This is a genomic window from Pseudomonas sp. GW704-F2 (genome assembly GCF_059423025.1).
The window spans coordinates 157900-181047 of record NZ_JBWKXO010000005.1 but is presented as its reverse complement, the minus strand read 5'-3'; the positions used below and the strand labels follow the sequence as shown (position 1 = coordinate 181047).

Genomic DNA, 23148 nt, shown 5'->3' with positions numbered 1-23148 from the left:
GAATTGGTTGGCTAGAACAGCCGGGCGAGCAGGGCGGTGACGGCGGTTTCCACGCGCAGGATGCGCGCGCCCAGTTGCACCGGTTGCAAGCCGGCCTTGCTCAGCAGGTCGACCTCGTAGGGTATCCAGCCGCCTTCCGGGCCGATGGCCAGGGTTACCGGCTCGTCCAGACCGCGCGGGCACGGCGGGTAATCGCCGGGATGGCCGATCAGGCCGAGAGTGCCTGCGGTCATGGCGGGCAGGCGGTCTTCGACGAAGGGCTTGAAGCGTTTTTCGATGACGATTTCCGGCAGCACTGTGTCGCGCGCCTGTTCCAGGCCGAGGATCAATTGCTCGCGAATCGCCTCGGGCTCCAGGAAGGGGGTTTGCCAGAAGCTCTTTTCCACGCGGTAGCTGTTGACCAGCACCACCTTCGGCACGCCCATGGCGGCGACGGTCTGCAGCACCCGGCGCAGCATTTTCGGGCGTGGCAGGGCCAGCAGCAGGGTCAGCGGCAGTTTGGCCGGCGGCGGCAGGTCGAAGGCCACTTGCAGCTCGGCTTCGTGGGCTTCCAGGCGCAGCACTTGGGCATTGCCCATCAGCCCGCCGATACGCCCGACCCGCAGGTTGTCGCCCGCCGTCGCGCGGTGGACGTCCTGCATATGCACCAGGCGCCGGTCACGCAGGACCACCCGGTCGGCCGCGATAAAGTCGGCCTCTTCAAGCAGCAACAGGTTCACGGCTGGGTCGCTGGCGGCTGGTCGTTGTCGTCGGCGGCTTGGTCGTCGGGGTGTTCGCCACGCTTGGTGATCAGGCTGCTGAACAGGATGCCGATCTCGAACAGCATCCACATCGGCACGGCCAGCAGGGTCTGGGAGAAGATGTCCGGCGGGGTCAGGATCATGCCGACCACGAAGCAGCCGATGACCACGTAGGGACGGATCTTCTTCAGGTACTGCACGTTGACCACGCCGATCCACACCAGCAACACCACGGCCACCGGAATTTCGAAGGCCACGCCGAAGGCGAAGAACAGCGTCATCACGAAGTCGAGGTAGCTGGTGATGTCGGTCATCATCTCCACGCCGGCCGGAGTGGCGGCGGCGAAGAACTTGAAGATCAGCGGGAACACCAGGAAGTAAGCGAACGCCATGCCGGTGTAGAACAGCAGGATACTCGACACCAGCAACGGCACCGCGATGCGCTTCTCATGCTTGTACAGGCCGGGGGCGATGAAGCCCCAGATCTGGTGCAGGATCACCGGGATCGCCAGGAACAGCGAGACCATCATCGTCAGCTTCAACGGCGTCAGGAACGGCGACGACACGTCGGTGGCGATCATCGTCGCGCCGGCCGGCAGGTAATGGCGCAGTGGCGTGGAGACGAAGGTGTAGATCTGCTGGGTAAAGGCGAACAGCCCGGCAAAGATCACGAAGATCGCCGCCACGCAACGCAGCAGGCGGGTACGCAGCTCGGTGAGGTGTGAGACCAGTGGCATGTGCTGGTCGTTTTCCGGTTTATCAGCGCTCATGGGGCTCGCGGCGGCAATGTAGGGTCATGGGGAACGGGCGGCGCGGTTGGCGTCGGCGCTGGCTCGGTTGGAGCGGTCGGGGTAGCGGGCGCTGCTTCAACAACGGGCGTGGGCGCAATGCTGTGTTCGGCCACCGGTGTCACTGGCTTTGCCTGCTCCTGCACCGGCGTCAGAATATTGCGCGCCTCCTGCTCCAACGACAGGATGTGTTCGTTGTGCAGTTGGCGGCGGATTTCGTCGGCGCCGATTTCCCGTTCAACTTCCTGTTTGATGGCGTTGAAACTGCGTTTCAGACGCCCGATCCACAAACCGGCCGTGCGCGCGGCGCCGGGCAGGCGTTCCGGCCCGAGTACCAGCAAGGCCACGAGGCCGACGAGCAGCAGTTCAGAGAAGCTGATACCAAACATTAGTCAGTGCTCACGAGTCTTTGCGGATCGGCTCTTCGACTTTTTCAGCCTGCACGTCGAAGGTGCGACGCTCGGTGATCGGCTGGGTCGCCTGCGGGTGGACCGGCTGGGCCGGTGGCACCGGGTTGGCGGCGGGTTCGGCGGGTTTTTCGTCGTCGTTCATGGCCTTGCGAAAGCCCTTGATCGACTCGCCCACGTCGGTGCCGAGGTTTTTCAGTTTCTTGGTGCCAAATACCAGAACGACCACCACCAAGATGACGATCCAATGTTTCCAGTCAAAAATGCCCATGCTGCAATTCCTCTGTAAAAGTTATTCAGGCGGACGGGCGCGAGGCCTTTTCGGCATGCCCGGACAAGCCGAAGCGACGGTCCAGTTCATCCAGCACGGCCTGCGGATGCTGCCCCAGTTGGGCGAGCATGACCAGGCTGTGGAACCATAGGTCGGCGGTTTCGTAGATCACATCGCTGCAGTCGCCGCTGATCTCGGCATCCTTGGCGGCGATGATGGTCTCGACGGATTCTTCGCCGAGTTTTTCCAGGATCTTGTTCAGGCCCTTGTGGTACAGGCTGGCGACGTAGGAGCTTTCGGCATCCGCGCCTTTGCGCTCTTCCAGCACCTGGGCCACACGGTTCAGGGTATCGCTCATGTTCAGTGTCCTGCCGAATAAATGGCGTGCGGGTCTTTGAGTACCGGCTCCACAACCTTCCACTCGCCGTTCTCGAACACGCGATAGAAGCAACTGTGGCGGCCGGTGTGGCAGGCGATGCCGCCGATCTGCTCGACCTTGAGGATCACCACGTCGGCGTCGCAGTCCAGGCGTATCTCGTGCAGGGTTTGCACGTGCCCGGACTCTTCGCCCTTGCGCCACAGTTTGCCACGCGAACGTGACCAGTAAATGGCGCGCTGCTCAGCGGCGGTGAGGCTCAGGGCCTCGCGGTTCATCCAGGCCATCATCAGCACGCGCCCGGTCTTGTAGTCCTGGGCAATGGCCGGCACCAGGCCGTCACTGTCCCACTTGATCTCATCCAGCCAGTCTTTCATCTTCGGCTCCGGCAATTTGCGACAGTGTATAACCGGATTGGCTACCGACGCACGATCAGATAAACACCCACGGCGACCATGATGCCGGCCGGCCAGTGGCCCAGTTGATTCAGCGGCCCGCCGATGGCCAGCATCACCCCGCCGACCAGATGCGCGGCGCCCAGCAGGCGCAGGAACCAGTCGTCCTTGCGCGTGTGCCACGGCGGCGTCGGGTCTTTGGCGTGGGGCTGGGACATGCGTTCCAGCAGGTCGCGGGTCATGTTGGCCAGGTGCGGCAGTTGCTCCACCTGGCTCTGCAGGTTGCCCAGCAGGGTTTTCGGGCTGACCCGCTCGCGCATCCAGCGTTCGAGGAACGGCTGGGCGGTGTTCCACAGGTCGAGGTCGGGGTACAGCTGGCGGCCCAGGCCTTCAATGTTCAGCAGGGTTTTCTGCAGCAGCACCAACTGCGGCTGCACTTCCATATTGAAGCGCCGCGCGGTCTGGAACAGGCGCATCAGTACCTGGCCGAAGGAAATGTCTTTCAGCGGCTTTTCGAAGATCGGCTCGCACACGGTGCGGATCGCCGCTTCGAATTCGTTGAGCTTGGTTTCCGCCGGCACCCAACCCGAATCGATGTGCAACTGCGCCACGCGGCGATAATCGCGCTTGAAGAAGGCGAACAGGTTGCGCGCCAGGTAGTCCTGGTCTTCCGGGGTCAGGCTGCCGACGATGCCGCAGTCGATCGCAATGTACTGCGGGCTCCACGGGTTGAGGGTGCTGACGAAGATATTGCCGGGGTGCATGTCGGCATGGAAGAAACTGTCGCGGAACACCTGGGTGAAGAAGATCTCCACGCCGCGCTCGGCCAGCATCTTCATGTTGGTGCGCTGGTCGGCCAGGGTCGCGAGGTCGGTGACCTGCACGCCGTAGATGCGCTCCATCACCAACACTTTAGGGCGGCACCAGTCCCAATACACTTGCGGCACATACAGCAGCGGTGAGCCTTCAAAGTTGCGCTTGAGCTGGCTGGCGTTGGCCGCTTCGCGCAGCAGGTCGAGTTCGTCGTAGATGGTTTTCTCGTAGTCGGCAACCACGTCCACCGGGTGCAACAGGCGCGCGTCGGCGGAGAAGCGTTCGGCGGCGCGGGCGAGAATGAACAGCCACGCCAGGTCTTGGCCGATGATCGGCTTGAGGCCCGGGCGAATCACCTTCACTACCACGTCTTCGCCGGTCTTGAGCTGCGCCGCATGCACTTGCGCCACCGAGGCCGAGGCCAGGGGCTCGACGTCGAAACGGCTGAACACGTCGCTGATCTTCCGGCCCAACTGCTCTTCGATCAGCTTCATCGACTGCTGCGAATCGAACGGCGGCACGCGGTCCTGCAGCAGCATCAGTTCGTCGGCGATGTCTTCGGGCAGCAGGTCGCGACGGGTCGAGAGGATCTGCCCGAACTTGATAAAGATCGGCCCCAGATCCTGCAAGGCCAGGCGCAGGCGCGCGCCACGGCTCAGGTCCAGCGGCTTGCGCGGGAACCAGCGCCACGGCAACACATAGCGCACGGCAAGCAGGAACCACGGCAACGGCAGGGCGAACAGCAGGTCATCAAGGCGGTAGCGGATTACGACGCGCTGGATACGGAACAAACGGCGGACGGCGAGCAGCTTCATGCGTTATCGCTTGGATCAAGGGAACGGCTCAGGCGCTCGAAGCGGGCCTCAAGGCGTTCCAGGTCGATTTTGGCCTTGTCGAGTTCACGAAAGCGCGCTTGCGCTTCCCGTTGTCCGACCAGGGTGCGCGATTCTTCGCTCAGGTATTCGGCGAGGTTCTGGTTGAGGCTGGCGAACCCCTGCTGGTACCAGCGCGTGCGACTGCGCAGGTGGCCGCTGATCAACTGGGTGGGCACGGGGCCGATCCAGCGCGACAGTTCGTATTCCCAGTCCAGTTCCAGGTCCTGCAGCACGGCGGCCAGGTCCATCAGCACCGCGCTGTCGCCTTCCAGCGCCACTTCGGGGTCGTGGAGGATGGCGGTCTTGTTGCGGCTCAGCGCCAGGTGCAACAGGCTCGAGGCCGGCGCACGCAGGATGCAGTCGGCCTCGGCGGCCCAATGGGTCGCGAGCAACAGGCCTTCGTCGCTGGGCAGGATAAACAGCTGCAAGGCGGGGCTCGTGCAATCGACGGCGATGATCTTGCCGTTCAAGTGCGTCAGCCGCGCCAGGGCGGTGCTGTCCAGGCGCAGCACGCGGTTGACGCCGTGTTCGACGCTGGCGAGCAGGCCTTGGAACAGCATCAGGGCTTGATGCCGCGGTGCAGGGCGACGATGCCCGAGGTCATGTTGTGGTAGGTCACGCGGTCGAAACCGGCGTCCACCATCATCGACTTCAGGGTTTCCTGGTCGGGGTGCATGCGGATCGATTCGGCCAGGTAGCGATAGCTCTCGGCGTCGTTGGTGATCAGCTTGCCCATCAACGGCATGAAGGCGAACGAGTAGGTGTCGTAGACCTTGGACATCAATGCGTTGGTCGGCTTGGAGAACTCCAGCACCAACAGCCGGCCACCGGGCTTGAGTACGCGCAGCATCGAGCGGATCGCGTCTTCCTTGTGGGTCACGTTGCGCAGGCCGAAGGCGATGGTCACGCAGTCGAAATGGTTGTCGGGGAACGGCAGCTTTTCCGCATCGGCCTGGACGAATTCGATATTGCCGGCCACGCCTTTGTCGAGCAGGCGATCGCGGCCGACCTTGAGCATCGAGCCGTTGATATCCGCCAGCACCACCTGGCCGGTCGGGCCGACCAGCTTGGAGAACTTGGCCGCCAGGTCGCCCGTGCCGCCAGCGATGTCCAGCACGCGGTTGCCGGTACGCACGCCCGACAATTCGATGGTGAAGCGCTTCCACAGGCGGTGCATGCCGCCGGACAGCACGTCGTTCATCAGGTCGTACTTGGCCGCAACGGAGTGGAACACTTCAGCGACTTTCTGCGCTTTCTGGCTTTCCGGGACGTTCTTGAAGCCGAAGTGAGTGGTGGGTTCGGCATCGCTGCCTTTGCGCTGATCAGTCATATCGCTGTCACCAAAAGAGAATGCGGGACATGATAATCCCCAAGGCCTGCTTTGTCTTGGCAAGGCTGAAGGTAAGATAGGTGCTCACCGAGACCTTTTGCCGCATGGCAGGTGTTCAAGTCGTTATAAAGAGGAGTCGTTGCAATGGCCCGTATCACTGTTGAACGTGCACACACCCTGGGTAAAGAAGGCGCACGGGCGAAGGCCGAGAAGCTGGCACAGAAACTCCAGGATCAATATGGCCTGGAGCCTTCGTGGTCTGGCGATACGTTGAACCTCAAGCGTTCGGGGGTTAAAGGCACGGTGCAGGTTGCCGCTGATCTGTTGCGTATCGATGTAGAACTGGGCCTGCTGATGTCGGCCATGAGTGGCACCATCAAGACTGAAATCGAGAAAGCCCTGGATAAAGCCTTGGCCTGATCCGACTGCTGTTAGGGTGCCGATTCTAATTTTTCTGCCTACTTTGTGCCCAAGCCCTCAACTTCTGCGGGCCGTTCCTCCACCCTTTTTGCGTGAGGTGTTCCATGGCCAAAGTTACCCTGAAGAAAAAAATCGACGCCCCGAGCCACGCCCTGGACGAGGTTAAAACCTATGCCCGCAAGATCTGGCTGGCAGGCCTGGGCGCCTATGCCAGGGTCGGAAACGAGGGCGGCGCGTACTTCAAAGAGCTGGTAAAGACCGGGCAACATGTTGAAAGTAAAGGTAAAAAAGTTGCGGTTGAACAACTTGATGCTGCCAACAGTCAGATTGACCAAGTAAAGAGTAATCTCTCCAGCGTCAAAGGCCGGGTTGAAGTTCAACTGGATAAAGTTGAAAAAGCTTTTGACACTCGTGTTGCAAGTGCCTTGAATCGAATCGGCATTGCGTCTAAACATGACGTGGAGACACTCTCTGCTAAGCTCGAAGAGCTGACGGCATTGCTCGAACGTGTCGCGCGTAAACACTAAGGAGACATCGGGATGGCTGTTAAAAAGACTACTCAGAAAGAAGGCAGCTCGTGGGTCGGGAAAGTTGAAGAATATTCCCGCAAGATCTGGCTGGCTGGTTTAGGCGTTTACTCGAAGATCGACAGTGACGGCAGCAAACTCTTCGAGACGTTGGTTAAAGACGGCGAGAAGGCCGAGAAGTTGACCAAAAGCACCGTGGGTAAAAAAGTCGATGCGGCCAAGGCCAGCGCCGGTTCCGCCAAGTCGAGCATTTCCGAGACTTGGAACAAGTTGGAAGAAACTTTCGACAAGCGCCTTAACAGTGCGATTTCGCGACTGGGCGTACCCAGCCGTGCTGAAGTGAAAGCACTGCACAGCAAGGTCGAGACCCTGACCAAACAAATCGAAAAACTCACCGGTGCCAAAGTCGCCCCGGTGAAGGCTGCTGCGTCCAAGCCTGCCGCTAAAACCGCTGCCGCCAAACCGGCTGCGAAAACGGCCGCCAAGCCACTGGTCAAAGCCGCCGCCAAGCCGGCTGCCAAACCTGCGGCCAAAGCGCCAGCCAAAGCCGTGGCTAAACCTGCGGCCAAGCCAGCGGCGAAAGTTGCAGCGGCCAAACCTGCGGCCAAGCCAGCCGCTAAACCAGTGGCCGCTAAAGCCGCTGCCAAGCCTGCTGCCAAACCCGCCGCTAAAGCGGTCGCCGCCAAACCTGCAGCGGCCAAACCTGCCGCCGCGAAGAAGCCGGTCGCCGCGAAAAAGCCCGCAGCAGCGAAGCCGGCCGTGGCCGCCAAGCCTGCGCCTGCGGCACTCGCCGCTTCCAGCGCCAACTCGGCAGCCGCACCGACCGCTGCGCCTGCACCGACTGCCGCATCGGTAACCCCGACGCCATCCAGTCAGTCCTGATCTTTTCGGGGCACCTGAAAAAGCGCCCGGCCTGTGAAGGTCGGGCGCTTTTATGATCGGTCAGTCCATTCGATTGCCGCACGGTTCTCGCGCAGTGCAAGTACGATCAGTACGCAAAAACAATCGGCTTATCGAAAGTTGGGGATCAGAAGTGACTGCGAGCTGTTCAAGTTCACTCGACAGTTCGGTGAGCCTCAATGACGCAGTGCCTGTAAGGCACACGTTTAACCCGGATCGTCCATATAGCGCAGCGCCAGGCGCTCCGTGGTTTCCCGCGCCGCTGGCAACAGGTGCGGCGCGACCAGCATCATGATCTGGTAGACCACCACCTGCACCTCGCCTTCACGGTCGAGAATGCGTTGGTAGTCCAGGGAAAACAGCAGGGTCATGGTGATCTGCTCCACCAACTGGCCCAGCGCCTGGGTGCTGCTGACCAACTGCCCCGCCGCCTGCAGCCGTGCGAGTAATGACGCCAGGGTGCGCTTGAGCGCCGTGAGCAGGTGGCGAATGCCTCTTGCCAGTTTCGGCAGGCGCCCCGCCAGGTTCGACAGGTCCTGGAACAGGAACCGGTAATGGGCCATGCGCTCGACGATCAGGTGCAGGAACAGCCAGTAATCCTGGGCCTCCAGTTGCGCGCCTGGCGGTGGGTCGAGCAGGGGCGCCAGCTCACTCTGGAAACGCTCGAACAGCCCGAGCACCAGCGGTTCCTTGCCATGGAAGTGGTAGTAGAGATTGCCGGGGCTGATCCCCATTTCATTGGCCACCTCCATGGTCGACACGTTCGGTTCGCCCTTGTGGTTGAACAACAGCAGGGCACATTCAAGGATACGGTCGCGGGTTTTCATCCGGTCTTCTTAAATAGGATCGTTGAGCTCAGCGGACCCGCACGTATGTGCCTGGCGCTGCTTCCATCGGTGGGTAATTCTGGTTGCCCAGGGCGGTGAGGGTTTCGCGTTGTACGCCCGAGCGCGCTTGAATCCACGCCAGCCACTCGGGCCACCAGCTGCCTTCGACGTGGCTGGCGTCGTAGTACCAGGCGCGTGGGTCGCTGCTCAGCTTGAGGTTCTCGACGTAGTTGGCCTTGGGGTTGCCCGGCGGGTTGAGGATGCTCTGGATATGCCCGCTGTTGGACAGCACGAAGCGCCGCTCGCCGCCCAGCAACTGCGTGGAGCGGTACACCGCGTCCCATGGCGTGATGTGGTCGTTGATCCCGGCCACGCTGAAGCTGTCCACCGTGACCTTCTGCAAGTCGACGGGCGTGCCGCACACTTCCAGGCCACCGGGATGGCTCAGCGGGTTGTGTTTGAAGAAGTCCAGCAGGTCGCCATGCAGGGCGGCGGGTAGGCGCGTGTTGTCGTTGTTCCAGTACAGGATGTCGAAGGCCGGCGGTTCCTTGCCCAGCAGGTAGTTGTTGATCCAGTAGTTCCAGATCAGGTCGTTGGGGCGCATCCAGGCAAATACCTTGGCCATGTCGCGACCGTCCAGCACGCCCTGCTGGTAGGAGCGGCGCTTGGCGGCTTCCAGGGTTTGCTCGTCGGCGAACAGGGTGGCGGGGCTGTCGATCTGGCTGTCGAGCAGGCTCACCAGATAGCTGGCGCTGGCGACGCGGCGCAACTGGCGCTTGGCTTGCAGGTGGCCTTGCAGCGCGGCGATGGTCAGGCCGCCGGCGCAGGCGCCCATCAGGTTGACCTCGCGGGCGCCGGTGATTGCGCGGCAGACGTTGAGTGCTTCCTCCAGCGCGGCCACGTAGGTGGACAGGCCCCATTCGCGGTGGCGCACATCCGGGTTGCGCCAGCTGACGATGAAGGTCTGCAGGCTGTTTTTCAGGGCGTACTGCACGAAGCTGTTGGCCGGGCTCAGGTCGAAGATGTAGTACTTGTTGATTTGCGGCGGCACGATCAACAGGGGCTTGGCGTACTGCTTTTCGCTCATGGGCTTGTACTGGATCAGCTCCAGCAGTTCATTGCGAAACACCACCGAGCCTGGCGTGGTGGCGACGGTCTTGCCCACTTCAAAGGCGTGTTTGCTGACCTGGCGCGGCAGGCCGTTGTTGTGCAGCATGTCTTCGAACAGGTTGCTCACGCCGCGCACCACGCTGTTACCGCCGGAGTTGAGCAGTTCCTTGATGGCCAGCGGGTTGAGCAAGGTGTTGGAGGGCGATACCGCATCGTTGATCAGGGTGAACGCGAAGTGCGCGCGGGCGCGGTCATCGGCGCTCAGGGTGCTGTCATCGATCCAGCTGCGGGTTTGCTTCTGCCAGCTCAGGTACGCCTGCAGGCTGCGTCGGTACAGCGGGTTGAGGGCCCAGGTCGGGTCGATGAAGCGGCTGTCGTGGGGGTTGGGTTCATGCACGGTTTCGCCCAGCAGCACGCGCCCCAATTGACCGCCCAGGGCCAGGGCATGACGAGCGGTATGCACCGGGTTGCGCAAGCCGTGGGCGGCGACGCTGCGCAGGGTCGACAGCAAGTCCCGGCCGCGCAGGCCGGTGATCGCATTTTGCGCATTGATGAACACGGCAGGGGTGGGCGCCGGGTTCGTCACGGGTCGTTCTCGCATGAGCCAACACTCCTTCGTCAAGTCATCAACAGGCACGCCAATTCAGAACCATAGTCGGTTCTCGGCAAGTTGCGCGGCGGTGTGGTCCTTACACCGCCGGACGGGGATGAATCACCGCGCGCAGGCGCTCCTCCTCGAGAAATTTCATGATGATCGGCGCCACGGCTTCGGCGCGGGTGATCAGGAACAGGTGGCCATCATCGATGATGTGCAGCTGTGCGTTGGGAATGCGCCAGGCGAGCATCCGCATGTTGATCAGTGGGATCAGCGGGTCGTCGTCCCCGGCCAGCACCAGGGTCGGCTGACGGATCTTGTGCAGCCAGTGGATGCTGGTCCAGCCCAGCCCGGCGAACAGTTGCCAGTAGTAACCCAGCTTGCCGGCCGAGCGCACTTTGCTCGCGTGTTCGGCGGCCAGGTTCGAATCGCGGCGGAACGAACCGCCATAAATCATCGGTGCAATACGCACCACGTGAGACGGCTGGATATAGCGCCGCGGGCTCGCCATCAGCCACAGCACTTTCGGCTTGCCCGGCACCATCACCGCACCGGCGGCGGTCGCGGCGAGAATCAGCTTCTTGCAGCGCTCCGGGTAGTCGTAGGCAAACTGCTGCGCCAACGCGCCGCCCCAGGACACGCCCACCGCATTCACCTGGCCGTAGTCCAGGTAATCGAGCATGCGCGCGGTGAGCTTGGCCAGGCCGGGAAAGCGATACGGCCGCTTGGGTGTCGACGAGCCGCCCACGCCCGGCACATCGAAGGCGATCACTTCCAGGTCCGGGTCCAGGGCCTGGACGAACGGAAACACCAGCTCGAGGTTGGCGCCGATGCCGTTGAAGATCAGCAGTGGCGTCAAGTGCGACTTGCCCGGGCGTACCGCCGTGCGGATGGTCTGGCCATCCAGGTCGATGGTGCGGAAGATGAACGGTTGCGGCATGCTCAAGCCCTGTGAAGTATTGCAGTCCGAGTGAGGTCAGTGTGGGACGGGGCTTGCTCCCGATGACGTTCGGTCAGTCAATGGATCTGGTGACTGATACACCGCTATCGGGAGCAAGCTCCCTCCCACATTTGATCTCATTTCAATCCCGAAAAAGTGTGCTCTAGCGTTCATGCACATAGGTCCCCGGTGCCGCTTCGGCTGCGGCGTAGGTTTTATTGCCTAATGTCGTCGGTGCCTTCTTCAACTTGCCCGCCCGCTCCGCCTGCCACGCCTGCCAATGCAACCACCACGAGTCGGTGTGCTTGGTCGCATTTTCCTGCCATTCCAGCGGCTTGCCCGCCAGGCCATCGCTGGTCTGGTAGCGCGCCTTGGGGTTGCCCGGCGGGTTGAGGATGCTCTGGATATGCCCGCTGCTCGACAGCACAAACTCCACCTTGCCGCCAAACAACTGCGCCGACTTGTAGCAGGACTGCCACGGCGTGATGTGGTCGTTGGTGCCGGCCAACGAGTAGATATCGGCCGTGACCTGCTTGAGGTCGATCGGCGTGCCGCACACTTCCAGGGCATTGGCGCGCACCAGCGGGTTGTTCTTGAACAGTTCGATCAGGTCGCCGTGGAATGCCGCCGGCAAGCGGGTGGTGTCGTTGTTCCAGAACAGGATGTCGAACACCGGCGGCTCGTTGCCCAGCAGGTAGTTGTTGACCCAGTAGTTCCAGATCAGGTCGTTGGGGCGCATCCAGGCAAACACCTTGGCCATGTCGCGGCCTTCCAGCACGCCGGCCTGGTAGGAGTGGCGCTTGGCCGCTTCCAGCGTCTGCTCGTCGACGAACAGCGCCACCTGGGTGTCCAGGGTGGTGTCCAGCACGCTCACCAGCAGGGTCAGGGCGTTGACCTTCTTCTCCCCCAGCGCCGCGTAGTGGCCGAGCAGGGCGGTGCAGGTGATGCCGCCGGAGCAGGCGCCGAGCATGTTGATGTCTTGACTACCGGTAATCGCGGTGACCACATCGACCGCTTCCTTGAGCGCCTCGATATAGGTCGACAGGCCCCACTCGCGCTGGGCCTTGGTCGGGTTGCGCCAGCTGACGATAAACGTCTGCTGGCCGTTGCGCAGGCAGAAGCGCGCCAGGCTCTTATCCGGGCTCAGGTCGAAGACATAGAATTTGTTGATCTGCGGCGGCACCACCAGCAGCGGGCGTTCGTGGACCTGTTCGGTGATCGGCTTGTACTGGATCAGCTCCAGCACGTCATTGCGAAACACCACCGAACCTTCGCTGGTGCCCAGGGACTTGCCGACCTCAAACGCGCCCATGTTGACCTGGCTCGGCATGCCGCCGTTGTGAACCATGTCCTTGGCCAGGTGGGACAGGCCGTCGAGCAGGCTTTTGCCGCCGGTTTCAAAGAAGCGCTTGACCGCCGCCGGGTTGGCCGCCGTGTTGGAGGGGGCCATGGCTTCGGTCATCAGGTTGATCACGAAGTGACCGCGGCTGATGTCCTGTTCCGACAGGTTGCTGTCACCGATCCAGTCGTGCAGTTCCTTGCGCCACGCCAGGTAGGTTTGCAGGTAACGCTTGTAGAGTGGGTTCTGGCTCCAGGCCGGGTCGTGGAAGCGACGGTCATCGCTTTCGGGCACCAGCGCGGACTTGCCGAACATCACATTTTTCAATTCGACGCCAAAGTGGGCAACATGCTTGACGCTGTGCAACGGTTGTCTGATGGCTTGGCTCAGCACCATCTTCGCCGAGGCCAATAAGTCCTTTTTACGTAACGCGATGATCGGGTTCAGCCCCAAGGTGTTTTCCGAGGCCTGGCGTTTCAAGTCATCGTTATTCTTGTTACTCATCTACGACGCTCCATTGTCCGAAAGACGAGTACCGGGTACCGCTGCGCACCACGTTTCGATACACAACACAAGCCAGGTACTGCGACTCGGGTGACCGTTGATACCGCATCGTCAAATGCAGGGAACTTGCCAGTTCCATTGGTTACCCGAGTTTAATTTTTTTCGCAAGCGGGCCAATCGTTGGCCACAGGAGTGGGCATTCAAGCAGATGGAATTAGAAAATGCCCTCTAAAGCGCAAGAAGCCTGGACTAGAGCATCAGCCGCACGACTGACTGATCCGGGTCGCGGGTTTTTCCGGCCGCTTTGAGTTCGGCGAGGTAATCAGCCCACAGCGCATCCTGACGCACGGCCAATTGGTAGAGGTAGTCCCAGGTGAACAATCCGCTGTCGTGTCCGTCGTCGAAGATCAATTTCAGTGCGTACTGACCGGCCGGTTCGATCTTGTTCAAGCGCACGTTGAGCTTGCCGAATTGCAGGATCGGTTTGCCGTGGCCCTGGACTTCGGCGGAAGGCGAATGTACCCGTAGGAATTCGGCGGGCAACTGGTAGGCCTCGTCGGGCCCGTAGGTGAGGCCGAGGGTGTTGGAGGTTTTGTGCAGGTTTACAGCAGTAGGAAATTTCGACATTGATGAGATCCTGAATAAACCGGCTTCAAAATGTGGGAGGGGGCTTGCCCCCTCCCACATTGAAGCAAAGCAGTGCTGTGTGAGGCTTACAGGATGTAGCGAGACAGATCTTCGTTCTGCGCCAATTCGCCCAAGTGGCTGTTGACGTAGGCGGCGTTGATCTGGATCGCTTCGCCATTCTGCGCGCCGGCCAGGTCGCCGGCGCTGAACGACACTTCCTCGAGCAGGCGCTCCAGCAAGGTATGCAGGCGACGGGCGCCGATGTTCTCGGTCTTCTCGTTGACCTGCCAGGCGATTTCCGCCAGGCGCTTGATGCCGTCCGGCAGGAACTCGATGGCGAGGCCTTCGGTTTTCAGCAGCTCGCGGTATTGCTCGGTGAGCGAGGCGTGCGGCTCGCTGAGGATGCGTTCGAAGTCGCCCGGGGTCAGCGCCTTGAGCTCCACGCGAATCGGCAGGCGGCCTTGCAGCTCCGGCACCAGGTCGCTTGGCTTGCTCAGGTGGAACGCACCGGAGGCGATAAACAGGATGTGGTCGGTCTTGACCATGCCCAGCTTGGTGTTGACGGTGCAGCCTTCGATCAGCGGCAGCAGGTCGCGCTGTACGCCCTCGCGGGACACATCGACACCACCGGAGTTACCGCGCTTGGCCACCTTGTCGATCTCATCGATAAACACGATGCCATGCTGCTCGACCGCTTCCAGGGCCTTGGCCTTGAGTTCTTCCTCGTTCACCAGGCGCCCGGCTTCTTCGTCGCGCACCAGTTTCAGCGCTTCCTTGACCTTGAGCTTGCGGCTTTTCTTCTTGCCCTTGCCCATGTTGGCGAACAGGTTCTGCAACTGGCTGGTCATTTCTTCCATGCCGGGCGGCGCGGAGATGTCGACGCCGGACATTTCGGCGACTTCGATCTCGATTTCCTTGTCGTCCAACTGGCCTTCACGCAGGCGTTTGCGGAACAGCTGGCGGGTGTTGGAGTCCGAGGCTGGCGCGGCTTCTTCGTTGAAACCCATGCGCGCCGGTGGCAGCAGGGCGTCGAGGATACGTTCTTCGGCGGCGTCTTCGGCGCGGTGGCTGACCTTGGTCATTTCCTGTTCGCGCAGCAGCTTCAAGGCAGCGTCGGCCAGGTCACGAATGATCGACTCGACGTCGCGGCCCACGTAGCCGACTTCGGTGAACTTGGTCGCTTCGACCTTGATGAACGGGGCATTGGCCAACTTGGCCAGGCGCCGGGCGATTTCGGTTTTACCGACGCCGGTCGGGCCGATCATCAGGATGTTCTTGGGCGTTACTTCAACGCGCAGTTCTTCAGGCAGTTGCATCCGGCGCCAGCGGTTACGCAGCGCGATGGCAACGGCGCGCTTGGCATCGTCCTGGCCGATGATATGGCGATTGAGTTCATGGACGATTTCGCGGGGAGTCATGGACATAATGTTTGGCGGTCCTCAAGCGGGAATAAGCCTACGGCTTACTCGGCGAGGTCCTGCTCCTCAATGGTGAAGTTGTGGTTGGTGAACACGCAGATATCGCCAGCGATACCCAGGGCGGTTTCGACGATTTCGCGGGCCGACAGGTCGGTTTTCTTCAACAGTGCGCTGGCTGCCGCTTGGGCATAGCCACCGCCGGAGCCCATGGCGATCAGGCCGTGTTCAGGCTCAACCACATCGCCGTTACCGGTGATGATCAGCGACGCGTCTTTGTTGGCGACGGCCAGCATGGCTTCGAGGCGGCTGAGGGAGCGGTCGGTGCGCCATTCTTTGGCGAGTTCGACGGCGGCGCGAACCAGGTGGCCCTGGTGTTTTTCCAGCTGGCCTTCGAAACGTTCGAACAGGGTGAAGGCGTCTGCGGTGGCGCCGGCAAAGCCTGCGAGCACCTGGCCGTGGTACAGGCGACGCACTTTCTTCGCGTTGCCTTTCATCACGGTATTGCCAAGGGAAACCTGGCCGTCGCCGCCCATGACGACTTTGCCGTGGCGACGTACTGAAACGATGGTGGTCAAGGGGAGAGTCTCCACGCAGCGGGGCGAAAATGCCCTGGTGGGAACTGATATGGGGGTAGCGGGGATGATTTCAACCTTGGGAGGTTGGTACGGACGAATGGTGTCTATTGGTCTGACACCCTCTCGAGAACCGCCCAAAACCAATGTGGGAGGGGGCTTGCCCCCGATAGCGATAGATCAGTCAATATTTTCGGCGACTGATACACCGCGATCGGGGGCAAGCCCCCTCCCACATTTTGATTGGTGTTGGCTGTAGGTCAGCGGCTCTGGCGCTGTTGTAACAACAGGTTGCTAAAGCCCGCGCCGGCCAATTGTTTCTGTGCCACGGTCAGTTGCTCGCGGTTGCTGAACGGGCCCACCAACACGCGATACCACGTCGCCTCCTTCACCGTGCCGGACTCCACCGTGACCGCCTGGCCCAGCAGGATGATCTGCGCACGCACGCGATCGGCGTCCGCCTGTTTCGGGAACGAGCCCGCCTGCAGGAAGAACTTGGTCACCGGCGCGGCCTTGGTGGTCGCAACCGGCGGCGGTGGCGGCGGGGTGATCCCGGCCAGCGCGGCCTGGGCCCGTGCCGTGTCGATTTTGGCCGCTTCCGCCGGGGTGACCGGCGTGGTCGGTACTTGCGGCGTCGGCAGGGTTTTCTCCGGCACGGCGTCGGGCGGCACGATCACTTCCGATTCCGGCAGCAGGGTGTAGAAGTCGTACTTGGGCTTCACCGGCGCGGTCGGGCTTGGCGCGGTCTTGTTGGCCTCGGCCATTTTCGTGGCTTTTTGCTGCTCCTGTTTGACCCGTTTGACGTCATCGCCCTGGCCGGGGTCCAGCTTCATCAGGAATACGATAAACGCGCCGACCGTGAGGCCGATGGCCATCCACAACCAGCCCGGAATGGGCTTCTTCGCCGGTGCCTGGTAGCGGCTGGCGCCGCGCTTGGGTGCAGGTTTTTTCTTGGCAGCCAACTTACATACGCTCCAGAGTTTCCAGGCCCAACAGTTCCAGGCCTTGCTTGAGGGTCCGTCCAGCCAGTGCGGCGAGGCGCAGGCGACTCTGCTTGTGGGCTTCGTCGTCGGCGGTGAGGATCGGGCAGTTCTCGTAGAAGCTGGAGAACAGCCCGGCGACTTCGTACAGGTAGGTGCAGAGGATGTGCGGCGTGCCTTTCTCGCCGACGCTGTTCAGCACTTCGCCGAATTGCGCCAGCTTGGCGCCCAGTTCCTGTTCCTGGGGCGCTTGCAATACGATCTGCCCTTGCACTTCGCTGAAGTCCTTGCCCAGCTTGCGGAACACCCCGGCCACGCGGGTGTAGGCGTACAGCAGGTACGGCGCGGTGTTGCCTTCGAAGTTGAGCATCAGCTCGAAGTTGAAGCTGTAGTCGCTGGTGCGGTGCTTGGACAGGTCGGCGTATTTCACCGCGCCAATGCCCACCACGCGGGCAATGTTGCGCAGGTCGGCGTCCGCCAGCTCTGGGTTCTTTTCCTTCACCAGGTTGTAGGCACGTTCCTGGGCTTCGTTCAGCAGGTCGATCAGCTTCACGGTGCCGCCGTCGCGGGTCTTGAACGGGCGGCCGTCGGCGCCGTTCATGGTGCCGAAGCCCATGTGTTCCATGTGCATCGGGTGCGTGACGAAACCGGCGCGGCGCGCCACTTCGAACACCTGCTGGAAGTGCAGGGCCTGGCGCTGGTCGACGAAATACAACGCGCGATCCGCCTTGAGCACGCCGCTGCGGTAGCGCACGGCGGCCAGGTCGGTGGTGGCGTAGAGGTAGCCGCCATCGGCCTTGACGATGATCACCGGCAGCGGCTCGCCCTCGGCGGTCTTGAATTCTTCGAGGAACACGCACTGCGCGCCGTTGCTTTCTACCAGCAGGCCTTTGGCCTTGAGGTCGTTGACCACGTTGATCAGGTCGTCGTTGTAGGCGCTTTCGCCCATGACGTCGGCCATGGTCAACTTGACGTTGAGCAGTTCGTAGATGTGCTGGCAGTGGGCCAGCGAGATATCGCGGAAACGCGACCACAGCTCCAGGCATTCCTTGTCGCCGGCTTGCAGCTTGACCACCAGGCCACGGGCGCGGTCGGCGAACGCTTCGGATTCGTCGAAACGCTTCTTCGCGGCGCGGTAGAAGTTTTCCAGGTCCGACAGCTCGTTGCTGGTGATCGGGTTTTCCTGCAGGTAGGCCATCAGCATGCCGAACTGGGTGCCCCAGTCACCGACGTGGTTCTGACGGATCACGGTGTCGCCGAGAAACTCCAGCACCCGCGCCACTCCGTCGCCGATGATGGTCGAGCGCAGGTGGCCGACGTGCATCTCTTTGGCCAGGTTGGGCGCCGACAGGTCGATGGCCACGCGCTCGGCAGGGCCGGCCTTGCGCACGCCGATTTTGGCATCGGCCAGCGCCGCGTCCAGGCGCGAAGCCAGGGCCTCGGTGTTCTGGAAGACATTGATAAAGCCCGGGCCGGCGATTTCGGCCTTGCTCACCTGCGGGTCGGCCGGCAGCGCGGCGATGATTTTCTCCGCCAGGTCGCGCGGCTTCATGCCGGCCGGCTTGGCCAGCATCATCGCGATGTTGCTGGCGAAGTCACCGTGGGTCTTGTCGCGGGTGTTTTCCACCTGGATCGCCGGCGTCAGGCCTTCAGGCAACACACCTTCGTTGACGAGTTGGGTGAGGGCTTGTTGGATCAGCTGGCGAATGGTGTCTTTCATGGTGTTCTCTTTCGACCGCAAGCGGTGGCGCGCGATGCGCAGGTGGAAAAACTGGGCATTATCCGTGGCGAGGGCGGGCTTGCCAACCGTTCCAGACCTGCGGGGCTTTTTAAGGGCATCCTGCCCACTTGTAGGAGCGAGCTTGCTCGCGAAAATCGTCAACGATAACGCGGATATTCGGGTTTACGTGGCGCTCTCGGGGTTTTCGCGAGCAAGCTCGCTCCTACAGGGCTAGTACAAATCGACCGGGTCCACATCCAACGACCATCGCACCTGGCGACCGCTGGGCATTTGCTCCAGCGCAAGTAACCAGCTACTTAACAGCCGATGCAGCGGTGCGCGGGACGTTGCCTGCAAGAGTAGCTGAGCGCGGTAGCGTCCGGCGCGGCGTTCCATGGGCGCGGGCACCGGGCCGAGCAATTCGATGCCGCTCAGGCCCAACTCGCCGAGCAGGCGCTCGGCGGCGCTGCAGGCTTCATCGAGAAAACCTTCCGCCTGCCCCGGCTTGTGCGCCTCGGCGCGCAGCAGCGCGAGGTGGGCAAAGGGCGGCAGGCCGGCGGCGCGGCGTTCGCTCAAGGCCTGCTCGGCAAACGCGAAATAACCTTGTTCGGTCAGTTGGATCAGCAGCGGATGGTCGGCCAGGTGGGTCTGGATGATCACCTTGCCCGGCTCCTCGGCGCGCCCGGCACGGCCGGCGACCTGCACGATCAACTGCGCCATGCGCTCGCTGGCGCGGAAGTCGCCGGAGAACAAGCCGCCGTCGGCATCCAGGATCGACACCAGGGTCACCCGTGGGAAGTGATGCCCCTTGGCCAGCATCTGCGTGCCTACCAGGATGCACGGCTGACCCTTCTGGATGGTGGCGAACAGCTGGTTCATCGCGTCCTTGCGCGAGGTGCTGTCGCGATCGACCCGCAGCACCGGGTAGTCCGGGAACAGGATGCCCAGGCGTTCTTCGGCGCGTTCGGTGCCCGCGCCGACCGGTCGCAGGTCGACTTTGCCGCATTGCGGGCAATGGCGCGGTACTCGTTCCACATGGCCGCAGTGATGGCAGCGCAACTCGCCATGGCGCTGGTGCACGGTCATGCGCGCATCGCAGCGTTCGCATTCGGACATCCAGCCGCAGTCATGGCACAGCAAGGTCGGCGCGAAGCCGCGACGGTTGAGAAACACCAGGACTTGCTGGCCGGCGGCGAGGGTCTGGCCGATGGCTTGTTGCATCGGCCCGGAAATACCGCTGTCCAATGGCCGGCTTTTTACATCCAGGCGTAGGAAGCGCGGTTGCTTGGCGCCGCCTGCGCGCTCATTCAGGCGCAGCAGGCCATAGCGGCCGGTGTAGGCGTTATGCAGGCTTTCCAGGGACGGCGTGGCCGAACCCAGCACGATCGGAATGTCTTCCTGACGCGCCCGCACCAGGGCCAGGTCGCGGGCGTGGTAGCGCAGGCCTTCCTGCTGTTTGTACGAACCGTCGTGTTCTTCGTCGATGATGATCAGCCCGGGGTTTTTCATCGGGGTGAACAGCGCCGAGCGGGTGCCGATAATAATGTCGGCCTCGCCGTCCCGCGCCGCCAGCCACGATTCCAGGCGTTCACGGTCGTTGACCGCCGAATGCACCAGGGCGATGCGTGCGTTGAAACGCTGCTCGAAACGCGCCAGGGTCTGCGGGCCGAGGTTGATCTCGGGGATCAGCACCAGCGCCTGTTTGCCCGCTTGCAGGGTTTCGCGGATCAACTGCAGATAGACTTCGGTCTTGCCGCTGCCGGTCACACCGGCCAGCAGGAACGCGTGAAAGCAGTCAAAACCTGCGCGAATGGCTTCATAGGCCGCACGTTGCTCGGGGTTCAGCGGCAATTCCGGTTGGGCCAGCCAGTGTTCATGGCGCGGGTCCGGGGCGTGCTTGCGGATCTCGACCTGCACCAGGCCTTTGGCGAGCAGCAGGTCGAGGCTGTCTTTGCTCAGCATCAGCTTGCTCAAGAGCTGATGGGCCACGCCATGGGGATGCTGCGCCAGTGTCGCCAGGGCGTCACGCTGACGCGGGGCGCGGGCGATGCGCGGGTCGTCGAGACGGGCGCCGGGCACCGTCGACCAGAAGCGTTCCTGGCGCGCTTCGGCCAGTTCGCCCTGGCGCAGCAGCACCGGCAGCGCCCAGCTCAAGGTGTCGCCCAGGCTGTGCTGGTAATACTGGGCGGTCCACAGGCACAGCATGAACAACGCCGGCGGCAGCGGCGGCGTGGTGTCGAGGATGGCCACGGCCGGCTTGAGCTTTTCCGCCGGCACTTCACTGTGATCGGCCACCTCCACCAGGATGCCGATCATTTCCCTGCGCCCGAACGGCACCCGCACCCGCATGCCTGGCTGCAACTGCGCCCGCAGCACGCCGGCCGGGGCCCGGTAGTCGAACAGGCGGCGCAGGGGCGAGGGCAGGGCTAGGCGCAAAATGGCGTCGGGCACGCAGGGGTTCTCTATAAAGGAGGGTGATGACGAAGGGCGGGAGCCTAGCAGACGAGGGATGCGTTGGGTATGCCGCGGTTTTCGGATGAAAGGGGCTTTGGTGTGCTGAATCGATGCAGAGCGGCGCTTGCGCGTTTAAAAAGGTCTGGTAGAATCCGCGGCCTAATTACGTGCGGTATTCGACAATGGTGTCGAGTGGCGGCACGCTAGCCTGAGGAAGTCACCATGAAAGCCGGTATCCATCCAGCGTACGAAACCATCGAAGTCACCTGCAGCTGCGGCAACAAGTTCGAAACCCGTTCGAACCTGTGCAAGCCACTGGGCACTGACGTATGCAACGAGTGCCACCCGTTCTACACCGGTAAGCAGAAAACTCTGGACACTGGCGGCCGTGTACAGCGCTTCGCAGATCGCTTTGGTGCTTTCGGCAAGAAGCCTGCTACTCCAGCAGAGTAAGGCTCAAAGGCCCTATGGGCTTTTGCCAGCTGTTGAAAAAGGCGTCCCTTGCGGGCGCCTTTTTTGTGCCCGCGATTTGGCTGGCGGGGGGCCAGGCCCGCCTCGGTCATCAGGCTTTGCTCGGCTAAGCAGGCACTCCAGCGCGATTGCGGTGGTTGAAATCGACACTCGAGGAAAAATTGTAGACATTTTTCAAGTCGATTGTGAACAGTTGAGCCCTTGTGTCCCGTGGCTCTTGGCCGAAAGTCGTAGTGTACGGCGCTTGACACCGGTGACTGCCCAGTCTTGTAGGGGCTTTACGACACGAGTATCCTCGGCGGTCCGTCGACCAACAGTAAAAGCGGAATGCCGATATGTCTGATTTGAAAACTGCCGCTCTCGAATATCATGCCCTTCCTCGTCCAGGAAAGCTGAGTGTAGAGCTCACCAAAGCCACTGCCACCGCTCGCGACCTGTCGCTGGCCTACAGCCCTGGCGTTGCCGAGCCCGTCCGTGAAATCGCCCGTGACCCTGAGTTGGCGTACAAATACACCGGCAAAGGCAACCTGGTTGCAGTGATTTCCGATGGCACCGCGATTCTTGGCCTGGGTAACCTCGGCCCATTGGCTTCCAAGCCAGTCATGGAAGGTAAAGGCGTGCTGTTCAAGCGCTTTGCCGGCATCGATGTGTTCGACATCGAAGTCGATTCCGAGAGCCCGCAGGCTTTCATCGACACCGTCAAGCGCATTTCCATCACCTTCGGTGGCATCAACCTGGAAGACATCAAGGCACCTGAGTGCTTCGAGATCGAAAAGGCTCTGATCGAGCAGTGCGACATTCCGGTATTCCACGATGACCAGCACGGCACCGCGATCGTTACCGCGGCCGGCATGATCAACGCCCTGGAAATCGCTGGCAAAACCCTGGCTGACGCCAAGATCGTCTGCCTGGGCGCTGGCGCTGCGGCCATCTCGTGCATGAAGCTGATCGTCAGCATGGGCGCCAAGCTGGAAAACATCTACATGGTCGACAGCAAGGGCGTGATCCAGTCCGAGCGTACCGACCTGAACCAGTACAAGGCGATGTTTGCGCATCCGTCCTCCAAGCGCACCCTGGCTGAGGCCCTCGACGGTGCCGACGTATTCGTCGGCCTGTCCGGTCCGAACCTGCTGAGCGCTGAAGGCCTGAAGGCCATGGCAGCCAACCCGATCGTGTTCGCCTGCTCCAACCCGGACCCAGAGATCGCGCCGGAACTGGCACACGCCACCCGCGACGACGTGATCATGGCGACCGGCCGTTCGGACTACCCGAACCAGGTCAACAACGTGCTGGGCTTCCCGTTCATCTTCCGCGGTGCCCTGGACGTTCGCGCCAAGCGCATCAACGAAGAAATGAAAGTAGCGGCCGCCAACGCCCTGCGTGAACTGGCCAAGCTGCCGGTGCCTCAGGACGTGTGCGATGCCTACGGTGGCGCCAAGCTGGAATTCGGTCGTGAGTACATCATTCCGAAACCAATGGACAAGCGCCTGATCACCGTGATCTCCGACGCCGTGGCCAAAGCTGCGATCGAGACCGGTGTGGCCACCCTGCCGTATCCGAAAAACTACCCGCTGCAAAGCGTGGATGATGTGTTCAACGGCTAAGCCGTTGTAGCGCACCAACAAAAAGCCCCGGCTCTTGCGAGTCGGGGCTTTTTGCTGTCTGGCTATAAACCCAAGGCCTGCGCAGAACCAAATGTGGGAGGGGGCTTGCCCCCGATGGCGGACTGTCAGTCAATGAACCTGGTGA

24 protein-coding genes and 2 pseudogenes are annotated in these 23148 nt (G+C 62.0%); 7 read left to right on the top strand and 19 right to left on the bottom strand.

Annotation, left to right across the window (positions count from 1 at the left end):
- Window positions 1–11 precede the first annotated feature (11 nt).
- Genes AC07W0_RS06495 through ubiE form a run of 9 tightly spaced genes read right to left on the bottom strand, consistent with a single transcriptional unit; the run spans window position 12 to window position 5995 of the window.
- Window positions 12–719, bottom strand: a complete 708-nt coding sequence (locus AC07W0_RS06495) for a 16S rRNA (uracil(1498)-N(3))-methyltransferase (protein WP_046490843.1) — start codon at window positions 717–719, stop codon at window positions 12–14.
- A complete protein-coding gene (gene tatC / locus AC07W0_RS06490; RefSeq protein WP_017849888.1) occupies window positions 716–1510 on the bottom strand; it encodes a twin-arginine translocase subunit TatC in 795 nt (264 codons plus the stop codon). Before tatC ends, AC07W0_RS06495 begins: the two co-directional genes overlap by 4 nt.
- Window positions 1507–1917 (bottom strand): Sec-independent protein translocase protein TatB, encoded by a 411-nt coding sequence (gene tatB / locus AC07W0_RS06485; RefSeq protein ID WP_046490840.1) that lies wholly within the window; start codon window positions 1915–1917, stop codon window positions 1507–1509. Before tatB ends, tatC begins: the two co-directional genes overlap by 4 nt.
- Before the next feature lie 10 nt (window positions 1918–1927).
- On the bottom strand, window positions 1928–2206 hold the full coding sequence (locus AC07W0_RS06480; protein ID WP_017849886.1) for a twin-arginine translocase TatA/TatE family subunit: 279 nt from the start codon (window positions 2204–2206) through the stop codon (window positions 1928–1930).
- Between the two features lie 25 nt (window positions 2207–2231).
- Entirely contained in the window at window positions 2232–2564 is a 333-nt protein-coding gene (locus tag AC07W0_RS06475; RefSeq protein ID WP_017849885.1) for a phosphoribosyl-ATP diphosphatase, read from the bottom strand.
- A 2-nt stretch (window positions 2565–2566) separates the two neighbouring features.
- A complete protein-coding gene (hisI, locus tag AC07W0_RS06470) occupies window positions 2567–2959 on the bottom strand; it encodes a phosphoribosyl-AMP cyclohydrolase (protein ID WP_017849884.1) in 393 nt (130 codons plus the stop codon).
- 41 nt (window positions 2960–3000) lie between these two features.
- On the bottom strand, window positions 3001–4605 hold the full coding sequence (gene ubiB / locus AC07W0_RS06465) for a ubiquinone biosynthesis regulatory protein kinase UbiB (protein WP_102617215.1): 1605 nt from the start codon (window positions 4603–4605) through the stop codon (window positions 3001–3003).
- The gene (locus AC07W0_RS06460) at window positions 4602–5225 is read right to left on the bottom strand and encodes a ubiquinone biosynthesis accessory factor UbiJ (protein WP_102617214.1); all 624 of its coding nucleotides are present in this window, start codon (window positions 5223–5225) and stop codon (window positions 4602–4604) included. Before AC07W0_RS06460 ends, ubiB begins: the two co-directional genes overlap by 4 nt.
- Window positions 5225–5995 carry a bifunctional demethylmenaquinone methyltransferase/2-methoxy-6-polyprenyl-1,4-benzoquinol methylase UbiE gene (ubiE, locus tag AC07W0_RS06455; RefSeq protein ID WP_017849881.1) on the bottom strand — a complete coding sequence of 257 codons (771 nt, stop codon included), beginning with the start codon at window positions 5993–5995 and terminating at the stop codon, window positions 5225–5227. Before ubiE ends, AC07W0_RS06460 begins: the two co-directional genes overlap by 1 nt.
- Before the next feature lie 144 nt (window positions 5996–6139).
- On the opposite strand from ubiE, the gene AC07W0_RS06450 reads away from it, so the two are divergent.
- The 4 genes and pseudogenes from AC07W0_RS06450 to AC07W0_RS06435 form a co-directional block, all read left to right on the top strand.
- Window positions 6140–6415 carry a polyhydroxyalkanoic acid system family protein gene (locus AC07W0_RS06450; RefSeq protein WP_017849879.1) on the top strand — a complete coding sequence of 92 codons (276 nt, stop codon included), beginning with the start codon at window positions 6140–6142 and terminating at the stop codon, window positions 6413–6415.
- 104 nt (window positions 6416–6519) lie between these two features.
- Window positions 6520–6942, top strand: a complete 423-nt coding sequence (locus tag AC07W0_RS06445; protein WP_046384976.1) for a phasin family protein — start codon at window positions 6520–6522, stop codon at window positions 6940–6942.
- A 12-nt stretch (window positions 6943–6954) separates the two neighbouring features.
- The gene (locus tag AC07W0_RS06440; RefSeq protein WP_017849877.1) at window positions 6955–7824 is read left to right on the top strand and encodes a phasin family protein; all 870 of its coding nucleotides are present in this window, start codon (window positions 6955–6957) and stop codon (window positions 7822–7824) included.
- Window positions 7825–7884: 60 nt separating this feature from the next.
- Window positions 7885–8025: pseudogene (locus tag AC07W0_RS06435) on the top strand (DNA-binding response regulator); the annotation flags it as partial.
- A 23-nt stretch (window positions 8026–8048) separates the two neighbouring features.
- Here AC07W0_RS06435 and AC07W0_RS06430 read toward each other — a convergent pair.
- The 10 genes from AC07W0_RS06430 to AC07W0_RS06385 all read right to left on the bottom strand — a co-directional run bounded on the left by AC07W0_RS06430 (window position 8049) and on the right by AC07W0_RS06385 (window position 20925).
- Window positions 8049–8669, bottom strand: a complete 621-nt coding sequence (locus tag AC07W0_RS06430; protein ID WP_017849876.1) for a TetR/AcrR family transcriptional regulator — start codon at window positions 8667–8669, stop codon at window positions 8049–8051.
- 28 nt (window positions 8670–8697) lie between these two features.
- Window positions 8698–10380: a class II poly(R)-hydroxyalkanoic acid synthase gene (gene phaC, locus AC07W0_RS06425; RefSeq protein ID WP_017849875.1), complete on the bottom strand. Its 1683-nt coding sequence runs from the start codon at window positions 10378–10380 to the stop codon at window positions 8698–8700.
- A gap of 88 nt (window positions 10381–10468) precedes the next feature.
- Window positions 10469–11314 carry a poly(3-hydroxyalkanoate) depolymerase gene (phaZ, locus tag AC07W0_RS06420; protein ID WP_017849874.1) on the bottom strand — a complete coding sequence of 282 codons (846 nt, stop codon included), beginning with the start codon at window positions 11312–11314 and terminating at the stop codon, window positions 10469–10471.
- Window positions 11315–11477: 163 nt separating this feature from the next.
- On the bottom strand, window positions 11478–13157 hold the full coding sequence (gene phaC, locus AC07W0_RS06415; protein WP_017849873.1) for a class II poly(R)-hydroxyalkanoic acid synthase: 1680 nt from the start codon (window positions 13155–13157) through the stop codon (window positions 11478–11480).
- Between the two features lie 249 nt (window positions 13158–13406).
- On the bottom strand, window positions 13407–13784 hold the full coding sequence (locus AC07W0_RS06410) for a gamma-butyrobetaine hydroxylase family protein (protein ID WP_057003631.1): 378 nt from the start codon (window positions 13782–13784) through the stop codon (window positions 13407–13409).
- 86 nt (window positions 13785–13870) lie between these two features.
- Window positions 13871–15208, bottom strand: a complete 1338-nt coding sequence (gene hslU / locus AC07W0_RS06405) for an ATP-dependent protease ATPase subunit HslU (protein ID WP_102617213.1) — start codon at window positions 15206–15208, stop codon at window positions 13871–13873.
- Window positions 15209–15246: 38 nt separating this feature from the next.
- A complete protein-coding gene (hslV, locus tag AC07W0_RS06400; protein WP_010563201.1) occupies window positions 15247–15777 on the bottom strand; it encodes an ATP-dependent protease subunit HslV in 531 nt (176 codons plus the stop codon).
- 257 nt (window positions 15778–16034) lie between these two features.
- Window positions 16035–16736 carry an SPOR domain-containing protein gene (locus tag AC07W0_RS06395; RefSeq protein ID WP_017849870.1) on the bottom strand — a complete coding sequence of 234 codons (702 nt, stop codon included), beginning with the start codon at window positions 16734–16736 and terminating at the stop codon, window positions 16035–16037.
- Between the two features lies 1 nt (window position 16737).
- Window positions 16738–18474 carry an arginine--tRNA ligase gene (argS, locus tag AC07W0_RS06390; protein WP_017849869.1) on the bottom strand — a complete coding sequence of 579 codons (1737 nt, stop codon included), beginning with the start codon at window positions 18472–18474 and terminating at the stop codon, window positions 16738–16740.
- A gap of 231 nt (window positions 18475–18705) precedes the next feature.
- Window positions 18706–20925, bottom strand: a complete 2220-nt coding sequence (locus AC07W0_RS06385) for a primosomal protein N' (protein ID WP_102617212.1) — start codon at window positions 20923–20925, stop codon at window positions 18706–18708.
- A gap of 225 nt (window positions 20926–21150) precedes the next feature.
- On the opposite strand from AC07W0_RS06385, the gene rpmE reads away from it, so the two are divergent.
- From rpmE to AC07W0_RS06370, 3 genes and pseudogenes are all read left to right on the top strand, one after another.
- Entirely contained in the window at window positions 21151–21381 is a 231-nt protein-coding gene (rpmE, locus tag AC07W0_RS06380; protein WP_017849866.1) for a 50S ribosomal protein L31, read from the top strand.
- Between the two features lie 14 nt (window positions 21382–21395).
- Window positions 21396–21479, top strand: a pseudogene (locus AC07W0_RS06375) (thermonuclease family protein); the annotation flags it as partial.
- A 255-nt stretch (window positions 21480–21734) separates the two neighbouring features.
- Window positions 21735–23003, top strand: a complete 1269-nt coding sequence (locus AC07W0_RS06370; protein ID WP_017849864.1) for a malic enzyme-like NAD(P)-binding protein — start codon at window positions 21735–21737, stop codon at window positions 23001–23003.
- Window positions 23004–23148: the final 145 nt, after the last annotated feature.